Raw genomic sequence first — 24,627 nt, forward strand, 5'->3', positions numbered from 1 at the left:
CGGAAACCTGGCTACATTAACGATTAAAAGGGTTTTCCATGGGTAGAGCGGATGACCCACCTGGCTAACAGCGGGAAGAAACTCATGAGTTTCAGAAAGAATGAGGTAGTGACATCTGCTCCGAAAAACCTCTGTACGACCCGCCCGGCCTGTAACCGCAGACTGAACTCCTTTTTCCACTGTTGGCTGTATCGGCTTTCCATTTCTGTGCGGTTGATCTCTCCTTTAAGATACAGATCAACAGATTCAAAAGCCAGTTTAGCCCCGTGCATGGCCATGCTCATGCCATTGCCACAAAGGGGGGTAATCATTCCTGCTGAATCACCGGTCATGAGCATGTGATTTTCGACAGAAGCTTTAGTGTGAAAACTGACCTGGGAAATGGTCAGAGCTTGCGGATATATAAAAACAGCCTCTCTGAATATTTCTGAAAGATGGGGATTTCTTGACAAAATATCCTTTTGCATTTTATCGATGGAATTGCCCGATTTCCGGAGGTTTTCGGCCGTGGTCAGGTAACAAAGACAACAGATATCATCTTCAACCCTGGAAATCCCACAATAGCCGTCCGTAAAGTTGTGCAGTGAAATCAGGTGTTCAGGATTCGGGTACCTGATGTGGTATTTCACAGCGATATAATGACTGAGCCTGTCGGGTTTGTGTTTTGTAAACGGCCTATTCCATTTCACGTCCAGGTTACTTCTTTTACCAAAACTTCCGGTCACGACCTCAGCCTTAAACACCTGATTATCTGTATGAATATTAAATCCGTCTGATTCAAAAACGACATCCCGGACTGTGGTGGAAGTCAGCACAGTCACGCCTTTTTTCAGGGCCAGCTGATATAATGCCTCATCAAGCTTAAACCTTGAAATGCCGAACCCACCCAGAGGCAGATCAAAGCGGTAAGCATTACCCCGCACATCGGAAAGCTGCAGCTGACTGATCACCGGCAAGTTCCATTCGCCCAGCGGAAGACCGAGACGGACCAGGAAATCATAACTTTCCATACTGATGTACTCACCGCAGACTTTATGAAAAGGATAAGTTTCTTTCTCAATCAACAGGACAGCATAGCCCTTCTCAGCTGCCTGAATGGCCATGGTCAGCCCCGCCAGGCCTCCTCCGACAATCCCGATCTGGTAAACTTTATCCATGCCGGTACACAATTAAATATCTGAAAGCCCATTTCCACCTGATGTTGATTTTATGGAATCCGGCATCTTTGAAAATCTTCAGCCATTCTTTTTTATGAAATCCCCGGGCCACACTCAGCGGGGCGTCGTTTTTCACCAGGTAAGAAGATGAAAACAGGGCTGTGAGCCATTTGATGAGATAGTAGGCCAGCTTGTTACGCTGTAGGTCATTAATAAAAAATCCTGTTTTTGCATTGTCTTTCATCCATTTTACCTGCCCGTCAAGCTCCTCTTCTGTGAAATGATGACAAAACAGACTGGAGAAGATAATATCCGGCTGGGTTCTGAAAACCGCTTCGGCATAATCGCTGGTGATCAGGGTAATGCGTCCTGACAGGGCAGGCTGCCTGGAAGCCACTTCAATGCATTCCTTTTTGATGTCTATGCCGGTACAATGCACCTCAATGTCCCTTTTCAGGCACCAGCGGGTGATGGTCACCAGGTTGTCCCCTCCCCCGCAGCCGATTTCACAAACATGTATTTTCTTTTTATCACGCAGCAATTCCTTAAAACCACTGATGGTGATGCCGTGTCCCCCCAGCCAGGTATTGATAAAATCAAGCTCCTGCATGTTTCTGAGGATGTCCGGAAAAGGGATGTGATCCTCATCCAGCAGTTCTTTCTGATATGATCTGTGTGTAAGATTCATTTCCTGGTAGCAATAAAAGTTTCCATGGTAAGTCCCGGCCCAAAGGCAATCCCCAGCACATTAGCGGCCTGGTCTGATATATCGTCCATGATTTCTCTCAGGACAAAAAGGATGGTCGGCGAAGACATATTCCCGTATTCAGCCAGCACTTTTCTCGAATAAGCAACATCTTCATCGGTCAGGCCCAAACGGTTCTGAATGGTATCAATGATCTTCCTTCCGCCCGGGTGCAGACACCAGTGGGTGACTTTTTCTTTGGTAAGTTTGTTTTTAAGGGCATTTTCGACCAGTCCCGCAATATCCTCCTCAATCAGGTGTGGCACATAGCTACTGAGTGTCATCAGAAACCCCTGACTGTTGAGGCTCCAGCTCATGTCATTTTTACCTCTGAAAGCCACTTCCGAATAAAAATGATCAAGCGATAAAGACCTGTCACTTTTCAATGTATTGCTGACCAGTACAGCCGAACTGCCATCCGCAAATAACAGGCTGCTGGAGGCGTTATCAGCGTTGAACTCCTTCTGAAAATGCAGGGTGCAAAGTTCGGTAGCTACCATAACGACATTTGCCTCAGGATTACTGTCACAAATCATTTTGGCCAGTTTTAGCCCGTGAATGGCTGCATAGCAACCCATAAAATTGACGGAAGTCCTGAAAATATCCGGAGATAATCCCATGGCTTCCATGATAGCCAGATCAAGGCCCGGAGCACTCATACCTGTGCAACTGACCGTGATCAGGTGCGTGATTTTATCTTTGGTGATAAATCCGTCAATGCATTGTTCGATGGCTTTAACGGAGAGTGGTAAAGCCTCCCGGTCAAAAATCGCCATTCTTTCCTCTATACTTGGGAAAGCTGTTTTTTTATCACGGGGAATAAATTCCCATCCTCCGGCTTCAACACCATAGTCACGGATTACAGAATGCCGCTGGTTGATACCACTCTGACGGTATAAAAATCTGAGTTTACGTTTTTCGGTTTCATCCAGCCCGAAACTCTCCTGCATAAAACCCAGAATGGTTTCCTGTGCATGGCAAAAGGGTGGTAATGCCCGCGATATGGATACTATTTCAGCCAAGTTGATGTATAATTATGATGGTGATAAAGGCCAGATTGGTACACGTTCCGGCCAGCCAGTTCATTTGCATAGTATGTTTAAAGTCTGCCTTACTCTCATCTTTCCATACCAGGATAAACCATCTCAGGAAAAAGATGATCACCGGGATGAAAAAAGCCTGTAAAACCAGGAAGTCGTTCAAAGCATTGTTATTCATATAATCCATAAATAGTAAACCGAAAGCCATCGTGTACATCACAGCACAGAAAAAAAACGTTCCGCGTTTCCCCAGCAGCATCGAAATGGTTTTCACCCCGTCTTCCTTGTCCTGCTGATGCTGGTAAATCTGTGTGATGGGATAAAAGCCCCCGATCAGAAAACCGGAAGCCAGCATACCTGTGTAAGATACGTTGGTAGTGAGGTCAATGGATGCTCCGTGGGCCACCATAAAAAAAATAACGGCTCCCTGGTTGATGATCACTGTCAGGTAACCGATGACAGGATATTGTTTCAGACGGACGCCCCTGTAACTGTAGAGCCTCGAACAAATGATGTAAAAAACAAAGGCCAGCCCAAACCAGGCAGAAATAAAGAAAGACAAAGCCCCCGCCAGGACATCCATGATGACGGTCACATAAAACAGCTCTTTTGTCGGTTGCATGGGGTCTTTAATGCCCCCTATACTGCCCGTATCACGGTCCATATAGCTGTTGTAGCCGTTGCTGGACGGATAAAGCAGTAAATGAATCAATAAAAATATGAGCACGGCCCTGAGCCGGTCGATACCGTCCACAAAACTCAAAGCAAAAAAATAGACCGGCATCAGGAAATAAGAAAACGGAAAGCGGAGAAGCTGGAGGGTTGAGGCTTTGAGCATAATGGCTTAGGTTTGATCTGTATGCTAAATATAAACAGAATTACTTGTAATTTGTTTTATCAGCCACAGTATTCGGGATCAGCTTTTAGGTATAAACAACCTTATATGCTTCTAAGAAAACGATCAATTATACTGAATACATTAATTTGCTGATTTCCTTAAAAAGACAATCAGCTCTTCTTCCAGTCGCTATCAATTGGTAACGAAAGTCATTATAGAATTAAATAGAAGTGGGTAATAGCAGAGCTGTCGTATCCGTTACTATGAAGTATTGTCTCATTAGTACTAACGGCTTTTCAGCAACTAGATGATTGTCATTGAAAATTGCTGAGGCCAAATTTAGCGTCTTCGTCCTGCCTTAACTATCTAAATGTTCATTCTGAGTAAAGCTATCAGATTTTTTTAAAGGAGTAAGAAATAGTTTCTCCGCCCTTAAGCATAGCCCATTCTTCCCTGATGAAATAAAACATCAGAACTGAGGCATTAGTTTTATTGACTTTAATATGTAAAGACTCACTTAATTTGGGTTGAAAATCATCCAGTGTTTTTTCCATTTTAATTCTGGTGCTATCATTTGCTGATATCCCCATTTTATCCCACGCCAGTCTTGTATTTTCTGCAAAATATTTCTTAAATTCTGATTCTGAAACCTTCGAAGAAAAATTGACATCTATTTCATCTTTGCCTGACAAAGAAGTTAAATTTATGGTCTTATGCAGTTGAATTAGTTTAGACTCATCAAAAATATAGTCATTAAATTCTTCCACCGTATCTTTTCTGACTACCGATTCGGTCGGAAAGATTTCGTACGCTTTCATAAATACTTTAACCTCAGGAAGCAGAATATCTAAAAAATCACCTAAATCCTCAGTTGAATTAATTGAACTTTTCAAATTACTCATGCACAGTTCATTGCCTGACTTTGAGTAAAACAGTAACATCTTATCCTTCAAAGATTTCAGATTTTTCCACTGAGGGTTTTTGCCGTCTTTATCTAACTCGATCATAAGGCTTGATTTTAACAGGAAGTTTTTAAACACAACTGCACATTCATCTTCTAATGTGTCTGTTTCTAAAGTTCTGTAATCAAGATAGGTCCATTCCAATAAATACCCCGGCTGAGCCTTTGAATTAACTTTCAATACTTTTAACTGGAATTTTTTGTTGCTGTTTTTTTCAATTTCAAACATACCACCTAAACTCTGCTGATCCAGTTTGTATTTCCAGATGTCGCCGACTTTCCAGGTAATGGGCAAAGTGGTTTTTTGAGCAAAAGTGCAGTTAAAAGTTAAAGTAAGAAGAATAAGAGTTAATCTAATTTTGTTCAATATTTTAATGTTTTAATTGTATTCATTTTTTACCCATCAACGCCCCCGGAAAATCAACGTTGAAAGTCATTTCTCAATCCCGTTTAAACTACATCAATATTTTTATCCCAGTTTTCTGCGAAACAAAAACCCAGACAAAAAACAATTTCCCACTAACTGTCACTTCTCAACCAATCAACTGTATTTCAGTAGTTTAAATCATAAAAATCAAGAATTCATGTCCCAAATTTAACAAAAATGCGGGACAAAATACGTATATACTTACTTAAAGTTTATTTAATTCTGCTTTCTCTGCCGCAGATAACTCCCATAATCTGAATAGGGCTCATTTTTCCGGTTGTTGGGTTTTAAATAGATAACGCCTTTCTGATTGTCCAGAATGACATTAAAATGATTCAGGACCTGGTTGCCGAACAAAGTCGGGCGGCCTTGTGGTTTGACAGGGTCTGCCGCATTGGTGACGATGTCTCTGAATACTGTTCCCCCGATGACGGCATCTAAACGGACAATTTTCCGGCCGTTGATCATCTCCAGTTCTTTAAGGTTGTTCCAATTGTTATCCTGGCTGGTAAAATCCTCCCCAATGAGCATGGTTCCCTCCCGTCCCGTATCAAACAGGCACCAGAATGAATATTTCTTTCCGTTTTGGATTATGTCTGCCTTAAATTTCGGGCGGTCCTGTTCGTAAAACACGTCTTGTTTCTGATAGTTTTTTGCATACTCCGGCAGTCGTTCATGAACCATCAGTACCATTTTGTCATAATCAATTTCGATGATTTTATTACGGAAAATGCCATTTCCAACGATCAGGTTTTCATGGGCCTGCATATTACCGACTTCCACAAACGGCACCCCTTTCCAGGTAAAATCACCCATGATCAGCTCGTTGCCTGAACTTACCCTGGCTTCATTCAGCCCGTGGGTGTTGCTAATCATCGCTTTCTGATCAAACATCAATGGTAGTTTTTCTGAGGACAACCGGTTAACGCAAGCCCCGCCCGCACCCAGGTCAAACTGTATGTTTACTTCTTTCTGCCCGTTAAGACGGCCTTTAAAATAAATCCGGGAGCCAGTTAAGGTAAACGGGATAGTGGCAGGATAAGGTTGACTCATTTCCAGGGAAACCGGTGTAGGTACCTCCTTAGCCACCAACCGGACGAAGCAGCTGTCTTTCTGATTCAGTAAGACTACAAAATCATAAGTCTCCCCATATTTTGTCTTAAAACTTATTTTATCCTGATCGGTCCTCAGCGTTACCTTGCCGTGTTTCCGGGGGACATTAACATAATAGACATCAGGTTTCAGGCCGGGATCAAGTTTCCAGTTGATTCTGAGATTTTCACCGTCCAAAATCACAGCGGTCTCTTTCCCCGCTTTTATGACCGGAAGTTTTGTTTGTGCAAATGCAAGAGGGCCGTTGCAAAGCAAAATAAAAAGAAGGAGATTCCTGATTTTCAAAGTCATTTCAGTACTGTTCATTGGTTTGTTTTTTGTCCGCAAAAGAACACAAAAGTTTAAACCGCCAATGATGATCAGGCCGCCAATGACCCGCCAGGCTGCCGCCAATGATGATAAAGAAATTATAAAATGCTGAAATTCATACTGATACGCAAACTTCCATCCTTTTCAATTCCTGCAGCATTCAGAAGAATAATGATAACATTTATAAGTATCCAGGCCAAAGGTATCAACAGGGTCAACTGGCTTTTTACACCAAACCAGTCGTTGAGCATCATCACCAGGACCATCAACACGATGGCTATCAGGGTCCATAAAACCTGGATAGAAATAATCTTCCGGCTAACAGGCGACGATTGTTTTTTCCAGATCATAAGCAACAGAGGTACGGCGATATTCAATGGCGGAATCACCGCAAAAGGCAGTGCAGAAAGATTGATAATTTTCAGCCATTTGCTGTTATTCATTGTTTGCGACTGACCCGTTTCCAGCAACTCAATCTCATTAACCCCCAAAGCCTCAGCCAATGCTTTCAGCGTATAACCTTGCGGAGCAGTCCCTGCCTCTATCCGCTGGATGGTCCGCACCGAAACCCCGGATTTATCGCTTAACTCTTCCTGGGTCAGATTCAGTTTTTGCCGGAGGGTTGATAATGTGGGCATTGTAGTGTTCTTTTATTAATATATTTAATTCATGATGCTTCTTTATCCGATCTCCAACCACGCTTTTCAATTTCCCGGACATTAACCACGGTTTTTAAAGTTAGTAAATAATCATGTAAATGTTTGAGCTCTTCGTCAGTCGCTTCTCCCGAAAACTCTCTGATATAAATAGCGTTTCCGTAATTGCTTTTAGATTTCGCAGGAGTATCGTCTACTATAATAATTTGTTCGAGTCGGAATCCTCTGTTTTTTAATTTATGAAGTCGCTTTTCAAAATAATAATTATCCAAATCATAATCTCTTCTCACAGAACACCTGCTTCGTCCCCAAATGACTTCAAGTTCTACATTGTCCGGCTTAATACTTTTCACAATCTCTGTTACATAATTATCATCAGCAGAACTCCATATTCCAATTGTAAAGTGCCTTGAAATATCTGAAAGGAATTTATCCAGAAAGGGACGTTTATAAACAAAATATTTGTCAAAAAGGAAGTCTTCCGAAATATCCAATTTGTTTTCGGTAGCATGAATCAGGGTTTCATCCAGGTCCAGAATTAAAAGTTTATCTGATTTTTCTTCCATTTATCATTTAATAGTACTTACAGATCCGGTCTCTGACCGAAAATCTATTATTCCAGTGGTATTGATTTTACTGACATTTTTCAAAGAAGCGGTCAGAGACCGCCAATCACTGACTGGGTGTCTCCTTCCGGTATGTCTGAGACTTGGAACAGTGTTCCAAAAATGAAATACACCTAAACCACCTTAAAACTACCAAAAATCCCCAACATCCCAAAAACAAAAACAGCCCGCCGGTTTCCCGGCAGGCTGCTTGAAAAATCAGGGTTGAATATCAGTTATCCCACCAGACCTTATCGGTGATCATGTCGTCGCTGCCTTGTTTTGTGGCCTCAGTATTATTCGTCTGACGCTCGGATTCAGGGTACATAAAACGCAAGGGTCTCGCTGTCGGCGACGGAGCGTCCAGTGAATTCGGGATCGCGGGAATGCCCAGTCTCCTGTAATCGTTCCAGGCCTCGATGCTGCTGATGCTGTTCAGGGCCAGCCATTTTTGCTCGATAATCCTGTCAATCGTATTGTTAAATGCCACAGCAGACTGGGCATTGTAGGCAGCAAACTCAGCGGCATTCACTTCCATATATTTGAATGACTCCTGTATACCGGCTTCGTAAGCCGATTTGGCAGAACCTTCCAGCCAGCCTCTCTGTATGGCTTCCGCCTGTAAAAACAAACTTTCGAAAGAGCCCAGCAATACGGAAGCCTGTGTAGAGCTTTTGAACAAAGCTGACGGTCTGTTGCCGTTTTCCTGCGGGCCTTTGAAGGCCGAAGTTACAGAACGGTTATAACCGGCTTCCGCATTCGGATTGCCGAACAGCACCCCTTTGAAATCTCCGGCTACCTCCACATACAGGGTGTTCAGCCTCGGGTCTTTTCTTGCTTTGTACTGGTCAACCAAAAATACCGTCGGGCGGATATCTACATGGTTTCCGGTGCTTACGCCCTGTACATTGCGGTAATAATTTTCCCAGAAAGGATTCAGCTTTCCGGCGGTATTCAGATAGCCCGGCTGTACCAGGGCACTTTCTCCTGTTCCCAGAAACCCGGTACCTTCGCTTTTTATTTTCTGGATTTCGGTATTGATAAAAGCCTGATTATCGGTCTGTGATTGTCTGATCAGCCCCCTCAGTTTAACAGTATTCGCAAACTTGATCCAAAGTGTTTTGTTCCCCCTGAACATCACGTCGTCCGTACCCGGTTCTGTGCCCGGTGCAGCACTTTTGATGTCTGCGATACCGTCGGAAATCAGCTGAATAGACTTGACATAAACGGTTTTCCCGTCTTCGTATTTCGGGGTCGGATGAACCGTGCCCTGAAGTGCGTCATCAAACGGGAGGTTGTTGTAAACATCCACCAGTCTCATAAAATGCAGCCCCTGCATCACCTTGGCAATGCCCAGGTAAAACTTCGATCCTTCCTGCTCAGCCTGCTGACGGATCAGCTGGTAATAAAGCAGCGTGGTGTAGGCGTTTTCCCACACCGGGATACCGTCACGCTGGTGGCGGATGGCCGGGCCGTTGTAGTTTTTAAGGTCAGGAAACAGGTTGATACCCTCGCTGGTGGTGCCCCAGTAGCCTCCCCACAAAGCTCCGATCTGGTTCAGCTGGCCTGATTCCTGGTTAACAGAACTTACCAGTGCCGCCGGCAGTTTGGCACTCAGCCTCAGGTTTTCAGAAACCGGTGAGTTGGGGTTATCATTTACGTCCAGAAAGTCGTTACAGGCACTGAGCCCTGCAGCCACAACCGCTGCCAGTAACACGTTCATTATCTTCTTCATATCTATCTGATTAAAACTTGAATTATAAACCTACATTAATATTGAAACCATAGGTGCGGAATGGTGGCACCTGGCGAAAACTGATGTAACCATCAGTGGTATTGTACAGATATTCAGGATCTCCGTACTTATTGTCTTTATGACGGATGATGAACAGGTTGGTAGCAATAAACCCGATGCTGGCTTCCTTGAACACCTTCTGACCTGATAACCACGCCGACGGCAGTGAATACGACAGGTTCAGTTCTCTCAGCTTGAAGTAGTCTGATTTGGCGGCGGTATTGATCTGTACCTCTCCCTGTTTGGTCCAGAATGCCTTGTCGCCTTTTGAGAGTACACTGGTGTTTTCCTCAAAAGTACCGTCCGCTTTCTGGATCACGGAATTAGGGAAAATAAATGGCTGACGACCAAATTCGGCGGTCCTAGGGTCTGTTCCGGCGGTATACATCCTCGGCACGATCTCCGAATACAACCAGCCCCCCATACGCCAGTCGAACTGTGCTCCCAGGTTAAAACCTTTGAATTTCACTGAAGTATTAAGACCCATCTGATAGGGAGGCACCATGGTTCCGAGGTGAACGGGATCAGTCGCAATAAGTGGTTCTCCGGTAGCCTGGTTGATGATCACACGACCCTGCGGGTCTCTTTTGTAATCACTCACCTGCAGACTCGGATAAGCCTGACCGATGTTGGCATAAGACTGACGGAAGATATTGAAGGAAGTCAGTCCTTCATACAATTCTTTCACCTGGTTGTTGATGTACGTAAAATTGAAACCTGCATTCCATTTCAGGTCCCTGTGCCTGATGATGTCGCCGCTGATGCCCAGTTCGATGATGTCGTTGGTCAGACGGCCGGCGTTTACGACCGCACTGCTGTAGCCTGTGGCTCTTGAGGTAGTGGCGTTAAAAATCTGTCCTTTGGAATCAGAGAAGATATAAGAGCCTTCAAAATTCAGCCTGTGGTTAAACAAGGCGATCTGCACCCCTGTTTCAAATGAAGTCACGAACTCCGGCTGGATGTCAGGATTCGGGTACCTGCTGCCCGGTGTAAAACCGACGATGTTTCCGAAAGGAAAACCGTCTATCTGGCTATAAGGATTATTCAGTGAATAAGGATCAAGGGTTACGTTACCCGTTTTATTCCATGAAGCAAACAACTTACCAAAAGAAACGGCAGAATTGTCTCTCAGGGCCGGGATGGCTTCGTTGAATACGAATGAAGCACTCACACCCGGGTAAAAATACGACCTGTTGGCTTTACTCAACACCGAAACCCACTCGTTACGGCCACTGACAGTCAAAAATGCATAGTTTTTATACCCTCCGGTAAATTCACCGTAACCGGCCACAGACCTATACTGGGTCAGCGTCGAACTTCCTCCCAGCTCACCGATGCGGCTTCCGGGGTTAAACAAACCTGGTAATGTAAGGTTTCCGGCACTTACGGCCGTGGCTTTGCGGTTATCTGCCCTCAGGTTTTGTCCTAATAATAACCTGGTACTGAAATTGCCTATTTTCTTGTTAAAGTTCAGGATCAGGTCGCTGTTCAATCTTCTGAAGTTGTTGTTTCCATCGCTTACGCTTCCGTTGACATTCCGTCTTCCGGCGGCTTCAAATTTCCCCGTTGTGCTGCGGGTTTCAGTAGCACTGCTGTAAATCCCGGCCCTGTACAATACATTCAGCCATGGCGTGAAGGCATATTCCAGGTCGAACTTCCCGTTAAGCACCTGCTCTGTGGTCCGGTCACGGATGTTGTCAATCTGGTGATAAGGGTTTTTCTGTAAATCCGTAAAGAAATTATTCGGGTTGGCGACAGAAGCCGGGTCCTGCCAGTTTTTCATGGCGTTATAGTCAAAATTAGCGGGCAACTGATACGCAGTGATCCACGGTCCGTCAGGTGTTGTGTTCTTATTGAAATACACATAATTGACATTGTAGGAAGTTTTCAGTTTACCGAATTTCCTTGAACCGTTAAAACGCCCGCCTGTCCTGCGGCTTTCATCACCCGGGACAATGCCTTTGATAGACACATCCTGCAGCGAGAAGAAATAAGTGGTGTTATCGTCCCCTCCCGAAAAAGAAAGGTCATTCTGTACATTCACGCCTGTATTGAACAAATCCAGGCGGTTGTCTCTGCCGGGAGCTGAATACAAGGCCTGAGGAATGGTACCATCCGGAAGTTTACCTCCGAAATCCTTCATTGTGCCGTCAAAGGCAGGCCCCCATGATTCATATTGTGTAGGGTTATAAACGCCGTTAACACCCTGACCGAACTGCGTCTGGGCCGGAGGCAACAGGAAAACATCCGAGAAAGTGGTCGTATTGCTGAACCTGATCGCTCCCCTGTCTTTTGATCCGCCTTTGGTGGTGATCATCAGGGCTCCGTTAACCCCCTCAGAACCATACAAAGCAGCCGCATTGGCCCCTTTCAGTACGGTAACCGACTCAATATCATTCGGATTCAGCCTGCTGATGTCCGGCACGGGAATACCGTCCACTACATAAATGGGAGCATTTTTGCTCCTGTTCAGCGAGCGGCTGCCCCGCATCACCACCTGCAGCTGCGGATCTACCTTACTATCATACATGTTGATTCTCAATCCCGACACTTTACTCGTAAGCCCAGTCAGCGGATTGATGGTCTTGCCCTGGTTCAGGTTTTCATTGTTGATCACCTGTGCCCCGCCACCGAATTCCCTGGCGGCTCTTTTGATACCCAGAGCCCCGGTCACCACGACTTCCTGCAGACTGTTGAAGTCTTCAGACAGAGCGACCAGTACCTCCTGGTTGCCGTTCGGCACTGTTATTTCCTGTGTTTTATAGCCAATAAAAGAGATGATGAGTGTTTGTCCGGCCGCGGCCTGTATCCTGAACTTCCCCTGTTCATTGGTAGAAGTTCCCTGCCTGGTTTCCTTGATCATGATACTTGCTCCGGGAAGTATCTCTTTGGTTTGCTGTTCAATCACCCTGCCATGAATGTCCTGGGCCATTACCCTGACACTGATCAAAAGCAGTATGATAAACGTGAATAGATTTTTTTTCATTTTAATTAGAAGATGGTAAAAAACTGATTTTTTGTTTATACTTAGTCTAAATAAGACTAAATTTGTGCAAAGGTATCAAACAAACAATTTCAGGAATGACGGATAAAGGAGAAAGAATGACCCTCAAAGGAGAAAATAAACCAGGAAAACTTCAGCCCTCAAATGTGTGGAAATACAGTCTGGAAAGCATAAATTCACACAAAGACGCAATCTGGGAGAAAAAAGACCAGTGGAATGAAAGAGCTTTAAAAGGTAAAATCCAGGAGTTTGTCGTAGGTGGTATCCACATCTGGTATGGTCTTATTGTGGTAGCCAAAAGTAAGACCGTCCTCATTGATTATAACGAACCGGTGGTTCAGATGTGTTTTTCGATCAAGTCGAGCAGTGAGTATAAAATGGACAAGAAGTCTGAACCTTTTGTTTCCCTCGACAACTTCCAGCATAACATCATTGGCATGCCTGATGCCCGACTGAACCTGGAATGGGGCCCGAATACCAACCAGGAAACGTTTGTTATCAGCCTTCCACCCTCCGTTTTTCTCCAATACCTGCCTAAAACGCATCCGTTTTACCAAAACCTGAAACAAAACCTGGCCGAAGGAAAAGTGAGTTACCTGACTGAACCCTCCCTTCCGATCACACCGAAAATTACTGCCATTTTATACGAAATACTGAACTGTAAACTGAAAGGCTATTTCAAAAAAATCTATATGGAGGCCAAAATTGTGGAGCTGCTTGCCCTGCAACTCGGACAATCTGAAGAACCTGAAACCGCTTCTTATGCCCAGGGTCTGAAAAGAGAAGAAATGACGAAAATGTACCAGGTCAGGGAGTTGCTTTTATCTGATCTGACGAGGACATTCTCACTGAAAGAGCTGGCCCATGAAGTAGGCACCAATGAAAACAGCCTGAAAAACAACTTCAAAAAAGTGTTCGGCAATACAGTTTTCGGGTATCTGCACGATTACAAAATGGAGCGGTCGAAAAAAATGCTGGTTTCCGGCAAGACGCTTATTTCCGAAATATCGGAATCTGTAGGATACAAACACGCCACCCATTTTACGGCGGCTTTTAAAAAGTACTTCGGTTTTTTACCAACCAAAATCAACAGCTTCCTGTTGAATTTAGTGTATCTGACCCAGGAATTTGTCCCTGAACTGATCTTTCTGGAGACTGCGTTCTGAGGTTTCCGGTCGATCTGATCAACATGTGTTACAGTACAATTTTGACTGCATACTTGAAAATCCTCCATAAAAACCGCAACTTTGTTATCAGGAATCACAAAGGTTAATCCACTGATTCTTAATAAGCCGTAGCTATGACCCATTCCGTAAAAAAACAGACCTTAAAACTATTGACCTTTATCCGCTTAGCTTTCCTGTGGTTCACGGGTTTTTCTTCTTTTGGTGCCACTCAGGATATGGACCAGGACAGACAGAAACCACTCGTTATTCACCAGGACAACGCCCCTGCCAACATTTCCGGGCAATCGGCTTATTTTGAAGATGCGTCGGGCAAGTTGACACTGGATGATGTCAGAAACAAGCGATTTACTCCCAATCCCGGCCCTGTTTACCAGTTTGGATTTACCCAAAGTGCCTATTGGTTCCGGTTTAAGCTCCGTAACAAAAGTACGGTCAATCAAAACCACTGGTATGTCACCTGGGACTCGGGCCTCAACGACCACGTCGACCTTTATCTTCCGCAACCCGGCGGAAAATATAAGTTACTGAAAGGAGGTCTGAAGGCCCGGGCCAATGAAAAAGCTTACTCGGGACTTTCCCCGCTTTTCAGTCTGGGGGTGCTTCCCAAAGATTCGGTTCAGACTTATTACGTCAGGTTAAAAGCCAATGAACCGCTGATCGGGCAGTTGATGCTCATGAACCAGGACCAGTACATACACCAGTTGCCCAACGCCCTGGCTTTGGTGTGGTTTGTCATCGGGTTTCAGTTGCTCCGGATGTTTTATAACCTGGTGCTGGCCCGTTACGTCAGAAATACCTCGTTCAGGTGGTACAGCCTGCACACCCTGGTCGTTACCTTTTCTGTGCTGGGGTCTTTCGGAGTCACGGCCTACCTGATAGACGATTCTCCGGCCCTGGCGGCTTTTCTTAATTCCCTGTTTTATTTGCTGATGCCGGCTACTTATACCCTCTTCATTTATTCTTTACTGAATGTCCCGGTCTATTTTCCGAAACTAAAATTCGTTTTCATCGGCATCATTGCTTTCAGTACCGGGCAGGTGATCATGTATTTCCTGGTACCGGCCATGTATGTGTTGCAGAGCAACAATTACCTGTTCCTCTTTACCGAAGCATTCCTGATTTCGGTCAGTTTATATGCCCTCGTCAGGAGATACGATGTCAATGTGTACCTGATGATTCCCTGCTTCCTGACCCTTGTTCCGTTCATTTTCCTGAACCTCAGGGCATTGGGCTATATCAATTACGGCTGGATTTACCCGATGATTTATATCACGAATATCCTGGAAATCCTGGCCCTGTCACTGGTACTAGGCAAAATCATACAGCAGGCTGAAAGAGAGCGGATTACCACCGAAAAAGCCCTCCTTACTGAGAAACTGGAGGCTGAAAAACTCTTTGAACTGGACAAACACAAGACCCAGTTTTTTGCCAACATATCGCATGAATTCAGGACTCCGCTGACCCTGCTGCTGGCACCGGCAGAGGAACTTATCAAAAAATACCCGGCAGAGAGCCTGTTGCCCGTCATCCAGCGGAACGGTCAGAGGCTTCTGACGCTGATCAACCAACTGCTGAACATGACCCGGCTGGAAGCCGGACAAATGAAAGCGGAAATCAAACAGGCAGACCTTCCGCAGTTCATTCGTCTGCACGCCGCAGCGTTCGCGTCCCTGGCTGAAAGCCGGGGGATAAGCTTCGACGTTAAAGGTTCTGACAAAGAGATCAAAACCTGCTTTGATCCCGAAAAACTGGAAATTATCCTGAACAATCTCCTTTCCAATGCCTTTAAGTTTACGCCCAAAGGAGGTAAGGTCCGTATCAGTTTTGATTATACCGCGGACCTTAAATCCTGCATCATCAAAGTGAGTGATACAGGCATAGGCATTTCTCCGGAAAACCTGGATAAGATATTCGACCGTTTTTACCAGATAGACGGCTCCTTGCTTCGTAATTATGAAGGTTCGGGCATAGGACTCGCCCTGGTGAAGGAACTTACCGGGGTGATTAAAGGCAAGATCAGGGTGGAGAGTAAAGAAAACGAAGGCACTACGTTTAGCCTGAAGTTTCCGGTGGATGAAATCACCTGGACGGATCACATTCCCCGTCCGCAGGAAGAAGTTTATGCCAAATTCAGCCCTCTTATTGAGGAACAAGACGATGAAACCGAAGAGGTGATTTCTCCGGAAGGACCACTTTTACTGATCGTCGATGATAACCGCGACATCCGTAAATACATCAGGAGTGTGTTTCAGAACGAATTCCAGGTCCTGGAGGCGGCCGACGGCCAGGAGGGGCTCAACAAGGCCATTGTTCATGTACCGGACTTGGTGATTTGCGACCTGATGATGCCGGTTCTGGACGGGTTCGGATTTTGCAAATTATTGAAAACCAATGAAGCAACCAGTCACATCCCCGTGATCATGCTGACAGCCAAAGCGACCGTTGAAAGCCGCATAGAGGGTTTTGAGCTGGGAGCCGACGAATACCTGACCAAACCATTCAACACCGATGAAATCAAAGCCCGGGTCAATAACCTGATCAGACAACGGGAATTGTGGAGAGAAAAATTTGATCTCAAAGTCGTTGACCTGAAACCTACTGAGGTAAAACTCAAGCCGGCGGATGGGATCTTTATCGAAAAGGTTAAAAATATCATCGAAAATAACCTGGGAGACAATCATTTTGACCTTACCCGTCTGAGCGAAGAACTGAATATGACTGCCGAACAGCTCAGAAGAAAACTCAAGGCCGTCACCGGGCTGAAACCCATAGAATTCATCCGCAAATACCGGCTGCAGAAAGCAGCTGAAATGCTCAGACAAAAAGCCGGCACCGTCTCTGAAATAGCACACAGTGTAGGTTTTGAAAGCCTCTCCTATTTCTCCAAAGTTTTCCAGGAAGAGTTCGGAACAGCTCCTTCGGAATTCTGAATGATGAATTTTGAATGATTGAATACCTGACACGCCTGAAGCTTCTCCCGGTGGGAGCTATGCAAGCTAATAACCAATTGTTAAACAGCTCACAGCAAAAAAACTTTTTTTGAGGCAAAGAATGTCGTTTTTGAGCTAAGAAATTTCTGATGTCTTCTTCCGGAAATTTCTTTCCCCCACCCTGTTCCGGAAATGAGACAAAGATCATCGTTTTCGGATTAAAGCCTTTATCGTTTCTTTTTCCAAATTTGCATTGTTCTTACTAATATGGACAGTCCAAGTCACAGACCAACCCTGTAATATAATGAAGAACTCCTGGTAGCAGAATAAACAAAATAAGGAAAAAACACCCGGTGATTATCCCTTATTTCCAGCGACTTTCTTTTGCCTTTTCACAAGAAAGTCGCTCTTTTTCAGCAACATACATTTTAAATATTTCATATATATTTATAGGAATATGATAATTCTCATTTTAAATTGCCAAAAAAATACATTCCCCTGTATTTGAAGATTCAGAATGTCTTTTTTTGTCCCTTACAATACCACAGGTATTCGTAAAAAAACAGCCTTGAAACAACTAAAAAAACAGCTATGTACAACAAGCCTCTACATCCGTCCTTATCTGACCCCGACACGCTCCGCTTATTATCAAACGTCGTTAAATTCTTCCACAAGACCTGAAAATCGCATTCATGTTTTAAATCCTGCCTTCCTCCTGGTACAGAAAAAGCATTTTGTTTTTCATGGGAAATTTCTCATAAAAATGCGGCCTTTACCCAAAGAAGACTTCACGGATTTTACAATTATTTATAAAGTATAACCGCTGCTCTACTGCCTCCGTTTTGGAGTTTACCATCCTTCTCCCGATTTAACCATTCAGAAAGCAATTGACTCATATATGAAAAAACATTTTACCCATACCCTAAGACTCTTACTATTTTTTTTACTGCTCTTTCACTTTGGAAATGCGTCTCCTGCTGTAAAAATTACGGGCGACGAGCCCGGTCGCAACAAGTCCGCTGTCTACTTTGAATCACCTACCCCGGCAGTTGACGCACTTGTATTGAAAAAGAACCCAAAATTCAGAATCAATGCCCGGGCTGTGAGAAAACCTTCAGCTCCCCTGGCCCTTAACACCCTGACCTTTACCAGTGATGGCAGCTGGACAGACGGCATTGCAGAAGATGGAGAGGGCGGCTCAACAGACATTCCCGGAATTACGATCCAGGTGAGAAACATCTCCAGCACCAGCGGCACTGCCATCAGCAGCATGTCATGGAAAAACAATTCCTTTTTATCCTCGACAGATGGCACTTATTCTGCCCTGACCTACGACAACAACGATGGCTCAAAAGGAATGTCCGTCAAATCAGCTGATGGCAGTGAGTTTGAGATTAACCAGTTTAAATACCACAACTGGGGTGAAACCAGTACGATCACCAATACAGTAAAAGGATATAAAGACGGCAGTGAGGTGGCTTCCACTACTTTTAACTTCACAGGGCTGACCAGTGGGGCATCAGCTCCGATAACAGTGAACTTAAACAGCAGCTTCGATGATGTTGACGAAGTAAGGATTTATATTTCTGCAGGTGGATACAAAGGAGACCAATCTGCTACCAACCATTCCATCAACAACATCGAATTAGTGACTGCAGATCCGCCGGAGATCACTGACGAACCCGACGACTCAAATGTATGTGCAGGAAGCAGCACCACTTTTAGTGTCGCAGCCACCGGAGCGGTAAGTTACCAGTGGCAGGGAAGTTCCGGGGGGGCGTTTAACAACCTTAATAATGCTGCTCCTTTATATATCAATGTAAGTACAAATACACTGACCGTAACACCGACAAACACCGTTTTTAACGGCTACAGATATAGATGTGTTGTCACAGGAGCAGGAGGTACTCAGACGATATCGGAACCAGCTACGCTAAGGGTTTCAGGCATCACTGCCAGCAGTAGTTCTACTAACGAAACCTGTATCGGAGCTGCCAACGGAACGGCTACTATCACCGGAACGGGAGGCGTTTTTCCTTTCTTCTACAGCTGGCAGCATACTTCAGCTACCACCTCTACTGTTACCGGATTGACCGCAGGAACTTACACCGGTACCATGACCGATAGCTTTGGATGCGAAGTGGTGAAAAACTTTACCATTACAGCACCTTCAGCTGCCATCGACATCACAGAAACAACCAACGTGAGTCCCAAATGTAACGGCGGAACAGACGGAAGTGCATCAGTGACTGCAACAGGAGGTTCCGGAATCTATACCTACACCTGGGCACCCTCAGGCGGATCAGCCGCTACAGCCACCGGCCTGGCAGCCGGAACTTATACGGTTACCGTCGCTGACAATGCAGGCTGTTCAAGCAACATAGAAATCATTATTTCCGACCCTCCGGCACTTGATACTTACATCATCCCCCGCGATGTCACCTGCTATGGCGGCAATGACGGGTCTATACAAACAAGTGCCTATGGCGGTACCGGTGACTATACTTATACCTGGAGTCCGAATGTCAGTTCTTCCTACGAAGCTACCGACTTGTATGCAGGTACCTATTCAGTTACCATCACGGATGAAAACAACTGTCAGATCACCAGGAGTTACACCGTCACGGAACCCGGGCCGCCCACTCTTTCAATGAGCAGCACCACGTCGCCGTCCGGCTGCGGGGCTACTGATGGTTCTATTGACTTTCAGACTGTCAATGTACCTGACGGAAGTTACTTTTTAGACTATAAAGAAAACTCATCGGCGACTTCGGTCGTTGTAACAGTCTCAGGTAATTCTTTTACCTTATACGATCTGGGTGCTGCAACCTACACTGATTTTGTGCTTAATTTCGGTACTTGCACCACCTCCTTAGCGGGCCCGATAGACTTATATGACCCGGCTGTGACCATCTCTTTCATCGAAAAATTCGACCCGAGTTGTTTCGGCCTTGATGATGACGGAATTATCGCCTTTGAAACCAATTTGCCGGATGGCGATTATACCCTTGACTACCTCAAAAATGGTTCTCCGGGATCTGCATTGGTAAGTGTCGGGTGCGGCGAATTTGCATTGGAAACAGGCAGCGGTACCTATACAGGTTTTTCGATTAACTATAACGGCCATATCGCCACAGACGCCTCTACGGTCACCCTGGCGGCTCCACCCCCGGTCACCACACTGGCAGTGGAAAGTCAGCAGAACCCTACTTCCTGCGGTGGTACAGACGGAGAAATTTCGTTTTCAACCAACGTGAGTGACGGCTGCTACCCGCTGGCTTATGCTAAAGATCTCGATTTGGAGCTCACCTGTGTCAATGTCGTATCAGGGGCATTTACATTGAGTGGTCTTTCGTCAGGCGACTACTCTGATTTCTACCTCGTAACAGAAACATGTTTTGCGACGCTCTCCACCACCGTTACTTTAACGGAACCTACGGGACCTACACTCACGATGGGAGCTTCCACCAATCCGGTTACCTGCAACGGTTCGGAAGGTAGCATTGCATTCACCACCAGTTTAGGTAACGGATCTTATACCCTGGAATATTATGAAGGATCAACGCCTAAAACCGCTTCCGTTACAGTAGCTTCAGGGGCTTTTACCTTAACAGGACTTTCGGCGGGCGATTATTCAGATTTCGCCATCACCGTCGGCGGATGCACAAGTTATGACCCCGGTTCATCTACATTGACTGATCCGTTTGCTCCGACGCTGACCCTGGGTGCCTCTGTCAATCCGACGACCTGCGGTGGCACAAATGGCATCATCACTTTCACCACCAGTCTTGCTGACGGCCCTTATACTTTAAATTACTCCAATGGCTCCGCCAAAACAGCGTCCATTTCTGTCACTTCAGGCGAATTCACCCTGACAGGTCTTGCCGCAGGGGTTTACTCAGGATTCTCTGTTACGGTTTCCGGCTGTGCAGGGACGGCATCAGGATTTGTTGCCCTGACTGATCCGGGTTCTGCAACACTGGCGTTGGGTTCTTCTACTGATCCAAGCACCTGTGGCGGCACAGATGGGGTTATCTCCTTTACCACCAGTCTTGCTGACGACTCTTACACCCTGAATTATTCTAGCGGAACTGCCCAGACTGCCGTTATTGTAGTGGAATCAGGAGGTTTTAACTTAATAGATCTTCCTGAGGGAACTTACACTTCATTTTCAATCACTACCGGAGGCTGTACCACTGCGATTTCCGGAACATCAACACTGACTAACCCTGCCGGGCCGGCCCTGGATCTGGATACTTATGTCGATCCAAGCACCTGCGGAGGCACAGACGGTGTTATATCTTTTACCACCGGCCTTGACGACGGCTCTTACACCCTGAATTATTCCAACGGAACCCCGCAATCTGCCACCGTGGTAGTAGCATCGGGAGCTTTTAATCTGACAGGTCTTCCTGCAGGCGACTATGATTCTTTCTCCATCACTTTTGGTGGTTGCACCATTTCAGCCTCAGGATACATGCCTTTGTATGATCCGAGTGGAGTGGTGTTGCTGGGGACTGATTTTGAAGATCCGAGTACCTGTGGCGGAACAGATGGCAGCTTAACATTTTTCACCAGTGCTGCAGACGGCACTTATACTTTAAATTACTCAAACGGGTCACCCCAGACCGCCAGCGTCACGGTAGTATCAGGTGAATTTGTCCTTTCCGGACTTACTGCCGGCGACTACTCGGACTTTTCAATCACTGTGGGCGGCTGCTCAAGTATCCCCGGAGGGGCCATTGAATTGTACGACGCGGCAGCGGAGACATTGACACTCGGTTCGTCGGTTAACCCCACCACCTGTGGCGGCACAAACGGAAGTATCGATTTTACAACCACACTTCCTGATGGTACTTATACATTAAACTATGACGACGGAGCAGCCAAAACGGCAAGCATCACGGTAGCCTCCGGAGCATTCACGCTGGCGGGGCTTCCGGCAGGGTCTTACTCAGGTTTTTCAATCGGTTCAGGTGCCTGTATAAGTTCAGCTTCGGGATCAAGAACATTGACTGATCCGGCTACGGCAACATTGACCTTGGGCTCAGCTGTTAATCCAACCACTTGTGGCGGCACAAACGGAAGCATCGCCTTCACCACTACATTAGCAGATGGCACTTATACATTAAACTATAATGACGGAGCAGCCAAAACCGCTTCTGTTACAGTAGCTTCAGGGGCATTTACGCTATCAGGACTTCCGGCAGGATCATATTCTTCATTCTCAATAACTGTAAGCGGCTGTACAAGTTCAGCTTCAGGATCAAGAACATTGGCTGATCCGACTACGGCGACATTGACTTTAGGTTCTTCTGTTAATCCAACCACCTGCGGTGGCACAAACGGAAGCATTGCTTTCACCACTACTTTAGCGGATGGAACTTATACTTTGAACTATAATGACGGTGCAGCTAAAACTGCTTCTGTTACAGTAGCTTCAGGGGCATTTACCCTATCAGGACTTGTGGCTGGATCATACTCATCATTCTCCATAACTGTCACCGGATGTATAAGTACCGCGTCAGGATCAAGATCATTGACTGATCCGACTGCGGCCACCTTGACTTTAGGCTCAGCTGTTAACCCAACCACCTGTGGCGGAACAAACGGAAGCATTGCCTTCACGACCACTTTGGCTGACGGAACTTATACTTTGAATTATAATGACGGGACGACCAAGACAGCCTCAATTACCGTAGCTTCAGGTGCATTTACTTTATCAGGGCTTGTCGCAGGATCATACTCATCATTCTCAATAACCGTGAGCAGTTGTACAAGCTCAGCTTCGGGATCAAGAACATTGGCTGATCCGACTACAGCGACATTGACTTTAGGCTCAGCTGTTAACCCAACTACTTGCGGCGGCACAAACGGAAGCATTGCTTTCACTACCACTTTAGCGGATGGCACTTATACTTTGAATTACTCTGACGGAGCAGCCAAAACCGCTTCTGTTACAGTAGCTTCAGGGGCATTTACACTGTCAGGACTTCCAGCGGGATCATATTCTTCATTCTCAATAACTGTAAGCAGTTGTACAAGTTCAGCTTCCGGATCAAAAACTCTCACTGATCCGGCTACGGCCACATTGACTTTGGGTTCTTCGGTTAACCCGACTACTTGCAGTGGCACCAACGGAAGCATTGCCTTCACCACTACATTAGCGGATGGAACTTATACTTTGAATTATAATGATGGGGCAGCTAAAACCGCTTCTGTTACAGTAGCTTCAGGGGCATTTACGCTATCAGGACTTCCGGCAGCAATATATTCAAGTTTCTCGATAACCGTAACAGGATGTACAAGTTCGGCTTCAGGATCAAGGACGTTAACTGATCCTACCACCGCGACATTGACTTTAGGCTCTTCTGTTAACCCAACCACATGCGGCGGCACAAACGGAAGCATTGCCTTCACCACTACTTTAGCGGATGGAACTTATACTCTGAATTACTCCGATGGAGCGGCGAAAACCGCCTCAGTTACGATAGCTTCAGGTGCGTTCACTTTATCAGGACTTTCAGCGGGATCATATTCTTCATTCGCTATCACTGTCACCGGATGTATAAGCACCGCGTCAGGATCAAGGACGCTCACTGATCCGACTACGGCGACGTTAACTTTAGGCTCAGCTGTAAACCCAACCACCTGCGGCGGCACAAACGGAAGCATCGCTTTCACCACCACTTTGGCGGACGGAACTTATACTTTGAATTACAATGACGGAGCAGCCAAAACAGCGTCTGTTACGGTAGCTTCTGGGGCATTTACACTGTCAGGACTTCCGGCTGGATCATATTCTTCATTCTCAATAACTGTCACCGGATGTATAAGTACCGCGTCAGGATCAAGAAACCTCACTGATCCAAGTACTGCAACGTTGACTTTGAGCTCATCTGTAAACCCTACCACCTGTGGTGGAACAAACGGAAGCATTGCCTTCACCACTACTTTAGCGGATGGCACATACACGTTGAATTACTCAGATGGAGCAGCTAAAACCGCTTCGATTACAGTAGCTTCCGGTGCATTTACCCTATCAGGACTGCCGGCGGGACCATACTCATCATTCTCAATAACCGTGAGCAGTTGCACAAGTTCGGCATCAGGATCAAGAACGCTCACTGATCCGACTACGGCCACATTGACTTTAGGCTCTTCAGTTAACCCGACTACCTGCAGTGGCAGCAACGGAAGTATTGCCTTCACCACCACTTTGGCGGATGGGACTTATACTTTGAATTATAATGACGGAACAGCTAAAACAGCGTCTGTTACAGTAGCTTCAGGGGCATTTACCCTATCAGGACTTCCGGAAGGAGCTTATAATTCATTCTCAATAACTGTCACCGGATGCATAAGCAACGCCTCTGGATCAAGAACGTTAACTGATCCGACTACGGCGACGTTAACTTTAGGCTCAGCTGTAAACCCAACCACTTGCGGCGGCACAAACGGAAGCATTGCTTTCACCACTACTTTAGCGGATGGCACTTACACTCTTAATTATAATGACGGAGCGGCGAAAACAGCGTCTGTTACTGTAGCTTCAGGTGCGTTTACGTTGTCAGGACTTCCGGCTGGAACTTATACTTCATTCTCGATAACCGTGAGCAGTTGTACAAGCTCAGCCTCAGGATCAAGAACATTGACTGATCCGACTACGGCGACATTGACTTTAGGTTCTTCTGTTAATCCAACCACTTGTGGCGGAACAAACGGAAGCATTGCCTTCACCACCACTTTGGCAGATGGAACTTATACTTTGAATTACAATGACGGGGCAGCTAAAACGGCTTCTGTTACGGTAGCTTCAGGGGCGTTCACTTTAACTGGACTTGTGGCAGGGTCATACTC

Annotated in this window: 13 protein-coding genes; 3 read left to right on the plus strand and 10 right to left on the minus strand. The window is 45.7% G+C overall.

Features of this window, described 5'->3' with window-relative positions:
* Nucleotides 1–23: 23 nt before the first annotated feature.
* The 10 genes from GVN16_RS24515 to GVN16_RS24560 form a co-directional block, all read right to left on the minus strand.
* Nucleotides 24–1,157 carry an NAD(P)/FAD-dependent oxidoreductase gene (locus tag GVN16_RS24515; protein ID WP_166566610.1) on the minus strand — a complete coding sequence of 378 codons (1,134 nt, stop codon included), beginning with the start codon at nucleotides 1,155–1,157 and terminating at the stop codon, nucleotides 24–26.
* On the minus strand, nucleotides 1,150–1,845 hold the full coding sequence (locus GVN16_RS24520; protein ID WP_166566611.1) for a methyltransferase domain-containing protein: 696 nt from the start codon (nucleotides 1,843–1,845) through the stop codon (nucleotides 1,150–1,152). The genes GVN16_RS24515 and GVN16_RS24520 overlap by 8 nt, the downstream gene beginning before the upstream one ends.
* Nucleotides 1,842–2,924: a type III polyketide synthase gene (locus GVN16_RS24525; protein WP_166566612.1), complete on the minus strand. Its 1,083-nt coding sequence runs from the start codon at nucleotides 2,922–2,924 to the stop codon at nucleotides 1,842–1,844. The genes GVN16_RS24520 and GVN16_RS24525 overlap by 4 nt, the downstream gene beginning before the upstream one ends.
* Nucleotides 2,917–3,780, minus strand: a complete 864-nt coding sequence (locus GVN16_RS24530) for a UbiA family prenyltransferase (protein ID WP_205748984.1) — start codon at nucleotides 3,778–3,780, stop codon at nucleotides 2,917–2,919. The genes GVN16_RS24525 and GVN16_RS24530 overlap by 8 nt, the downstream gene beginning before the upstream one ends.
* Nucleotides 3,781–4,172: 392 nt before the next feature.
* Entirely contained in the window at nucleotides 4,173–4,970 is a 798-nt protein-coding gene (locus tag GVN16_RS24535) for a hypothetical protein (protein WP_166566613.1), read from the minus strand.
* A gap of 414 nt (nucleotides 4,971–5,384) precedes the next feature.
* On the minus strand, nucleotides 5,385–6,587 hold the full coding sequence (locus tag GVN16_RS24540) for a hypothetical protein (protein WP_166566614.1): 1,203 nt from the start codon (nucleotides 6,585–6,587) through the stop codon (nucleotides 5,385–5,387).
* Between the two features lie 101 nt (nucleotides 6,588–6,688).
* The gene (locus tag GVN16_RS24545) at nucleotides 6,689–7,228 is read right to left on the minus strand and encodes a helix-turn-helix domain-containing protein (protein ID WP_166566615.1); all 540 of its coding nucleotides are present in this window, start codon (nucleotides 7,226–7,228) and stop codon (nucleotides 6,689–6,691) included.
* A 29-nt stretch (nucleotides 7,229–7,257) separates the two neighbouring features.
* Nucleotides 7,258–7,812: an NIF family HAD-type phosphatase gene (locus GVN16_RS24550; protein WP_166566616.1), complete on the minus strand. Its 555-nt coding sequence runs from the start codon at nucleotides 7,810–7,812 to the stop codon at nucleotides 7,258–7,260.
* 271 nt (nucleotides 7,813–8,083) lie between these two features.
* Nucleotides 8,084–9,586, minus strand: a complete 1,503-nt coding sequence (locus tag GVN16_RS24555) for a SusD/RagB family nutrient-binding outer membrane lipoprotein (RefSeq protein WP_166566617.1) — start codon at nucleotides 9,584–9,586, stop codon at nucleotides 8,084–8,086.
* Nucleotides 9,587–9,608: 22 nt separating this feature from the next.
* Complete coding sequence (locus tag GVN16_RS24560; RefSeq protein ID WP_166566618.1) at nucleotides 9,609–12,632, minus strand: SusC/RagA family TonB-linked outer membrane protein; 3,024 nt, start codon at nucleotides 12,630–12,632, stop codon at nucleotides 9,609–9,611.
* A gap of 95 nt (nucleotides 12,633–12,727) precedes the next feature.
* Between GVN16_RS24560 and GVN16_RS24565 the strand changes: the two genes are divergently transcribed.
* From GVN16_RS24565 to GVN16_RS24575, 3 genes are all read left to right on the plus strand, one after another.
* A complete protein-coding gene (locus tag GVN16_RS24565) occupies nucleotides 12,728–13,816 on the plus strand; it encodes an AraC family transcriptional regulator (protein WP_166566619.1) in 1,089 nt (362 codons plus the stop codon).
* Nucleotides 13,817–13,950: 134 nt separating this feature from the next.
* Entirely contained in the window at nucleotides 13,951–16,767 is a 2,817-nt protein-coding gene (locus GVN16_RS24570) for an ATP-binding protein (RefSeq protein WP_166566620.1), read from the plus strand.
* 898 nt (nucleotides 16,768–17,665) lie between these two features.
* On the plus strand, nucleotides 17,666–24,627 hold a 6,962-nt coding region (locus GVN16_RS24575; RefSeq protein WP_166566621.1), incomplete at its 3' end, for a SprB repeat-containing protein.

The sequence above is a fragment of the Emticicia sp. CRIBPO genome, from assembly GCF_009905725.1.
Lineage (GTDB): Bacteria > Bacteroidota > Bacteroidia > Cytophagales > Spirosomataceae > Leadbetterella.

Excerpts from the sequence above, each read along its gene's own strand:
- GVN16_RS24515 (WP_166566610.1), bottom strand. The coding sequence starts at position 1,157 with ATGGATAAAGTTTACCAGATCGGGATTGTCGGAGGAGGCCTGGCGGGG.
- GVN16_RS24520 (WP_166566611.1), bottom strand. The coding sequence starts at position 1,845 with ATGAATCTTACACACAGATCATATCAGAAAGAACTGCTGGATGAGGAT.
- GVN16_RS24530 (WP_205748984.1), bottom strand. The coding sequence starts at position 3,780 with ATGCTCAAAGCCTCAACCCTCCAGCTTCTCCGCTTTCCGTTTTCTTAT.
- GVN16_RS24535 (WP_166566613.1), bottom strand. The coding sequence starts at position 4,970 with ATGTTTGAAATTGAAAAAAACAGCAACAAAAAATTCCAGTTAAAAGTA.
- GVN16_RS24540 (WP_166566614.1), bottom strand. The coding sequence starts at position 6,587 with ATGAACAGTACTGAAATGACTTTGAAAATCAGGAATCTCCTTCTTTTT.
- GVN16_RS24545 (WP_166566615.1), bottom strand. The coding sequence starts at position 7,228 with ATGCCCACATTATCAACCCTCCGGCAAAAACTGAATCTGACCCAGGAA.
- GVN16_RS24550 (WP_166566616.1), bottom strand. The coding sequence starts at position 7,812 with ATGGAAGAAAAATCAGATAAACTTTTAATTCTGGACCTGGATGAAACC.
- GVN16_RS24555 (WP_166566617.1), bottom strand. The coding sequence starts at position 9,586 with ATGAAGAAGATAATGAACGTGTTACTGGCAGCGGTTGTGGCTGCAGGG.
- GVN16_RS24560 (WP_166566618.1), bottom strand. The coding sequence starts at position 12,632 with ATGAAAAAAAATCTATTCACGTTTATCATACTGCTTTTGATCAGTGTC.
- GVN16_RS24565 (WP_166566619.1), top strand. The coding sequence starts at position 12,728 with ATGACGGATAAAGGAGAAAGAATGACCCTCAAAGGAGAAAATAAACCA.
- GVN16_RS24570 (WP_166566620.1), top strand. The coding sequence starts at position 13,951 with ATGACCCATTCCGTAAAAAAACAGACCTTAAAACTATTGACCTTTATC.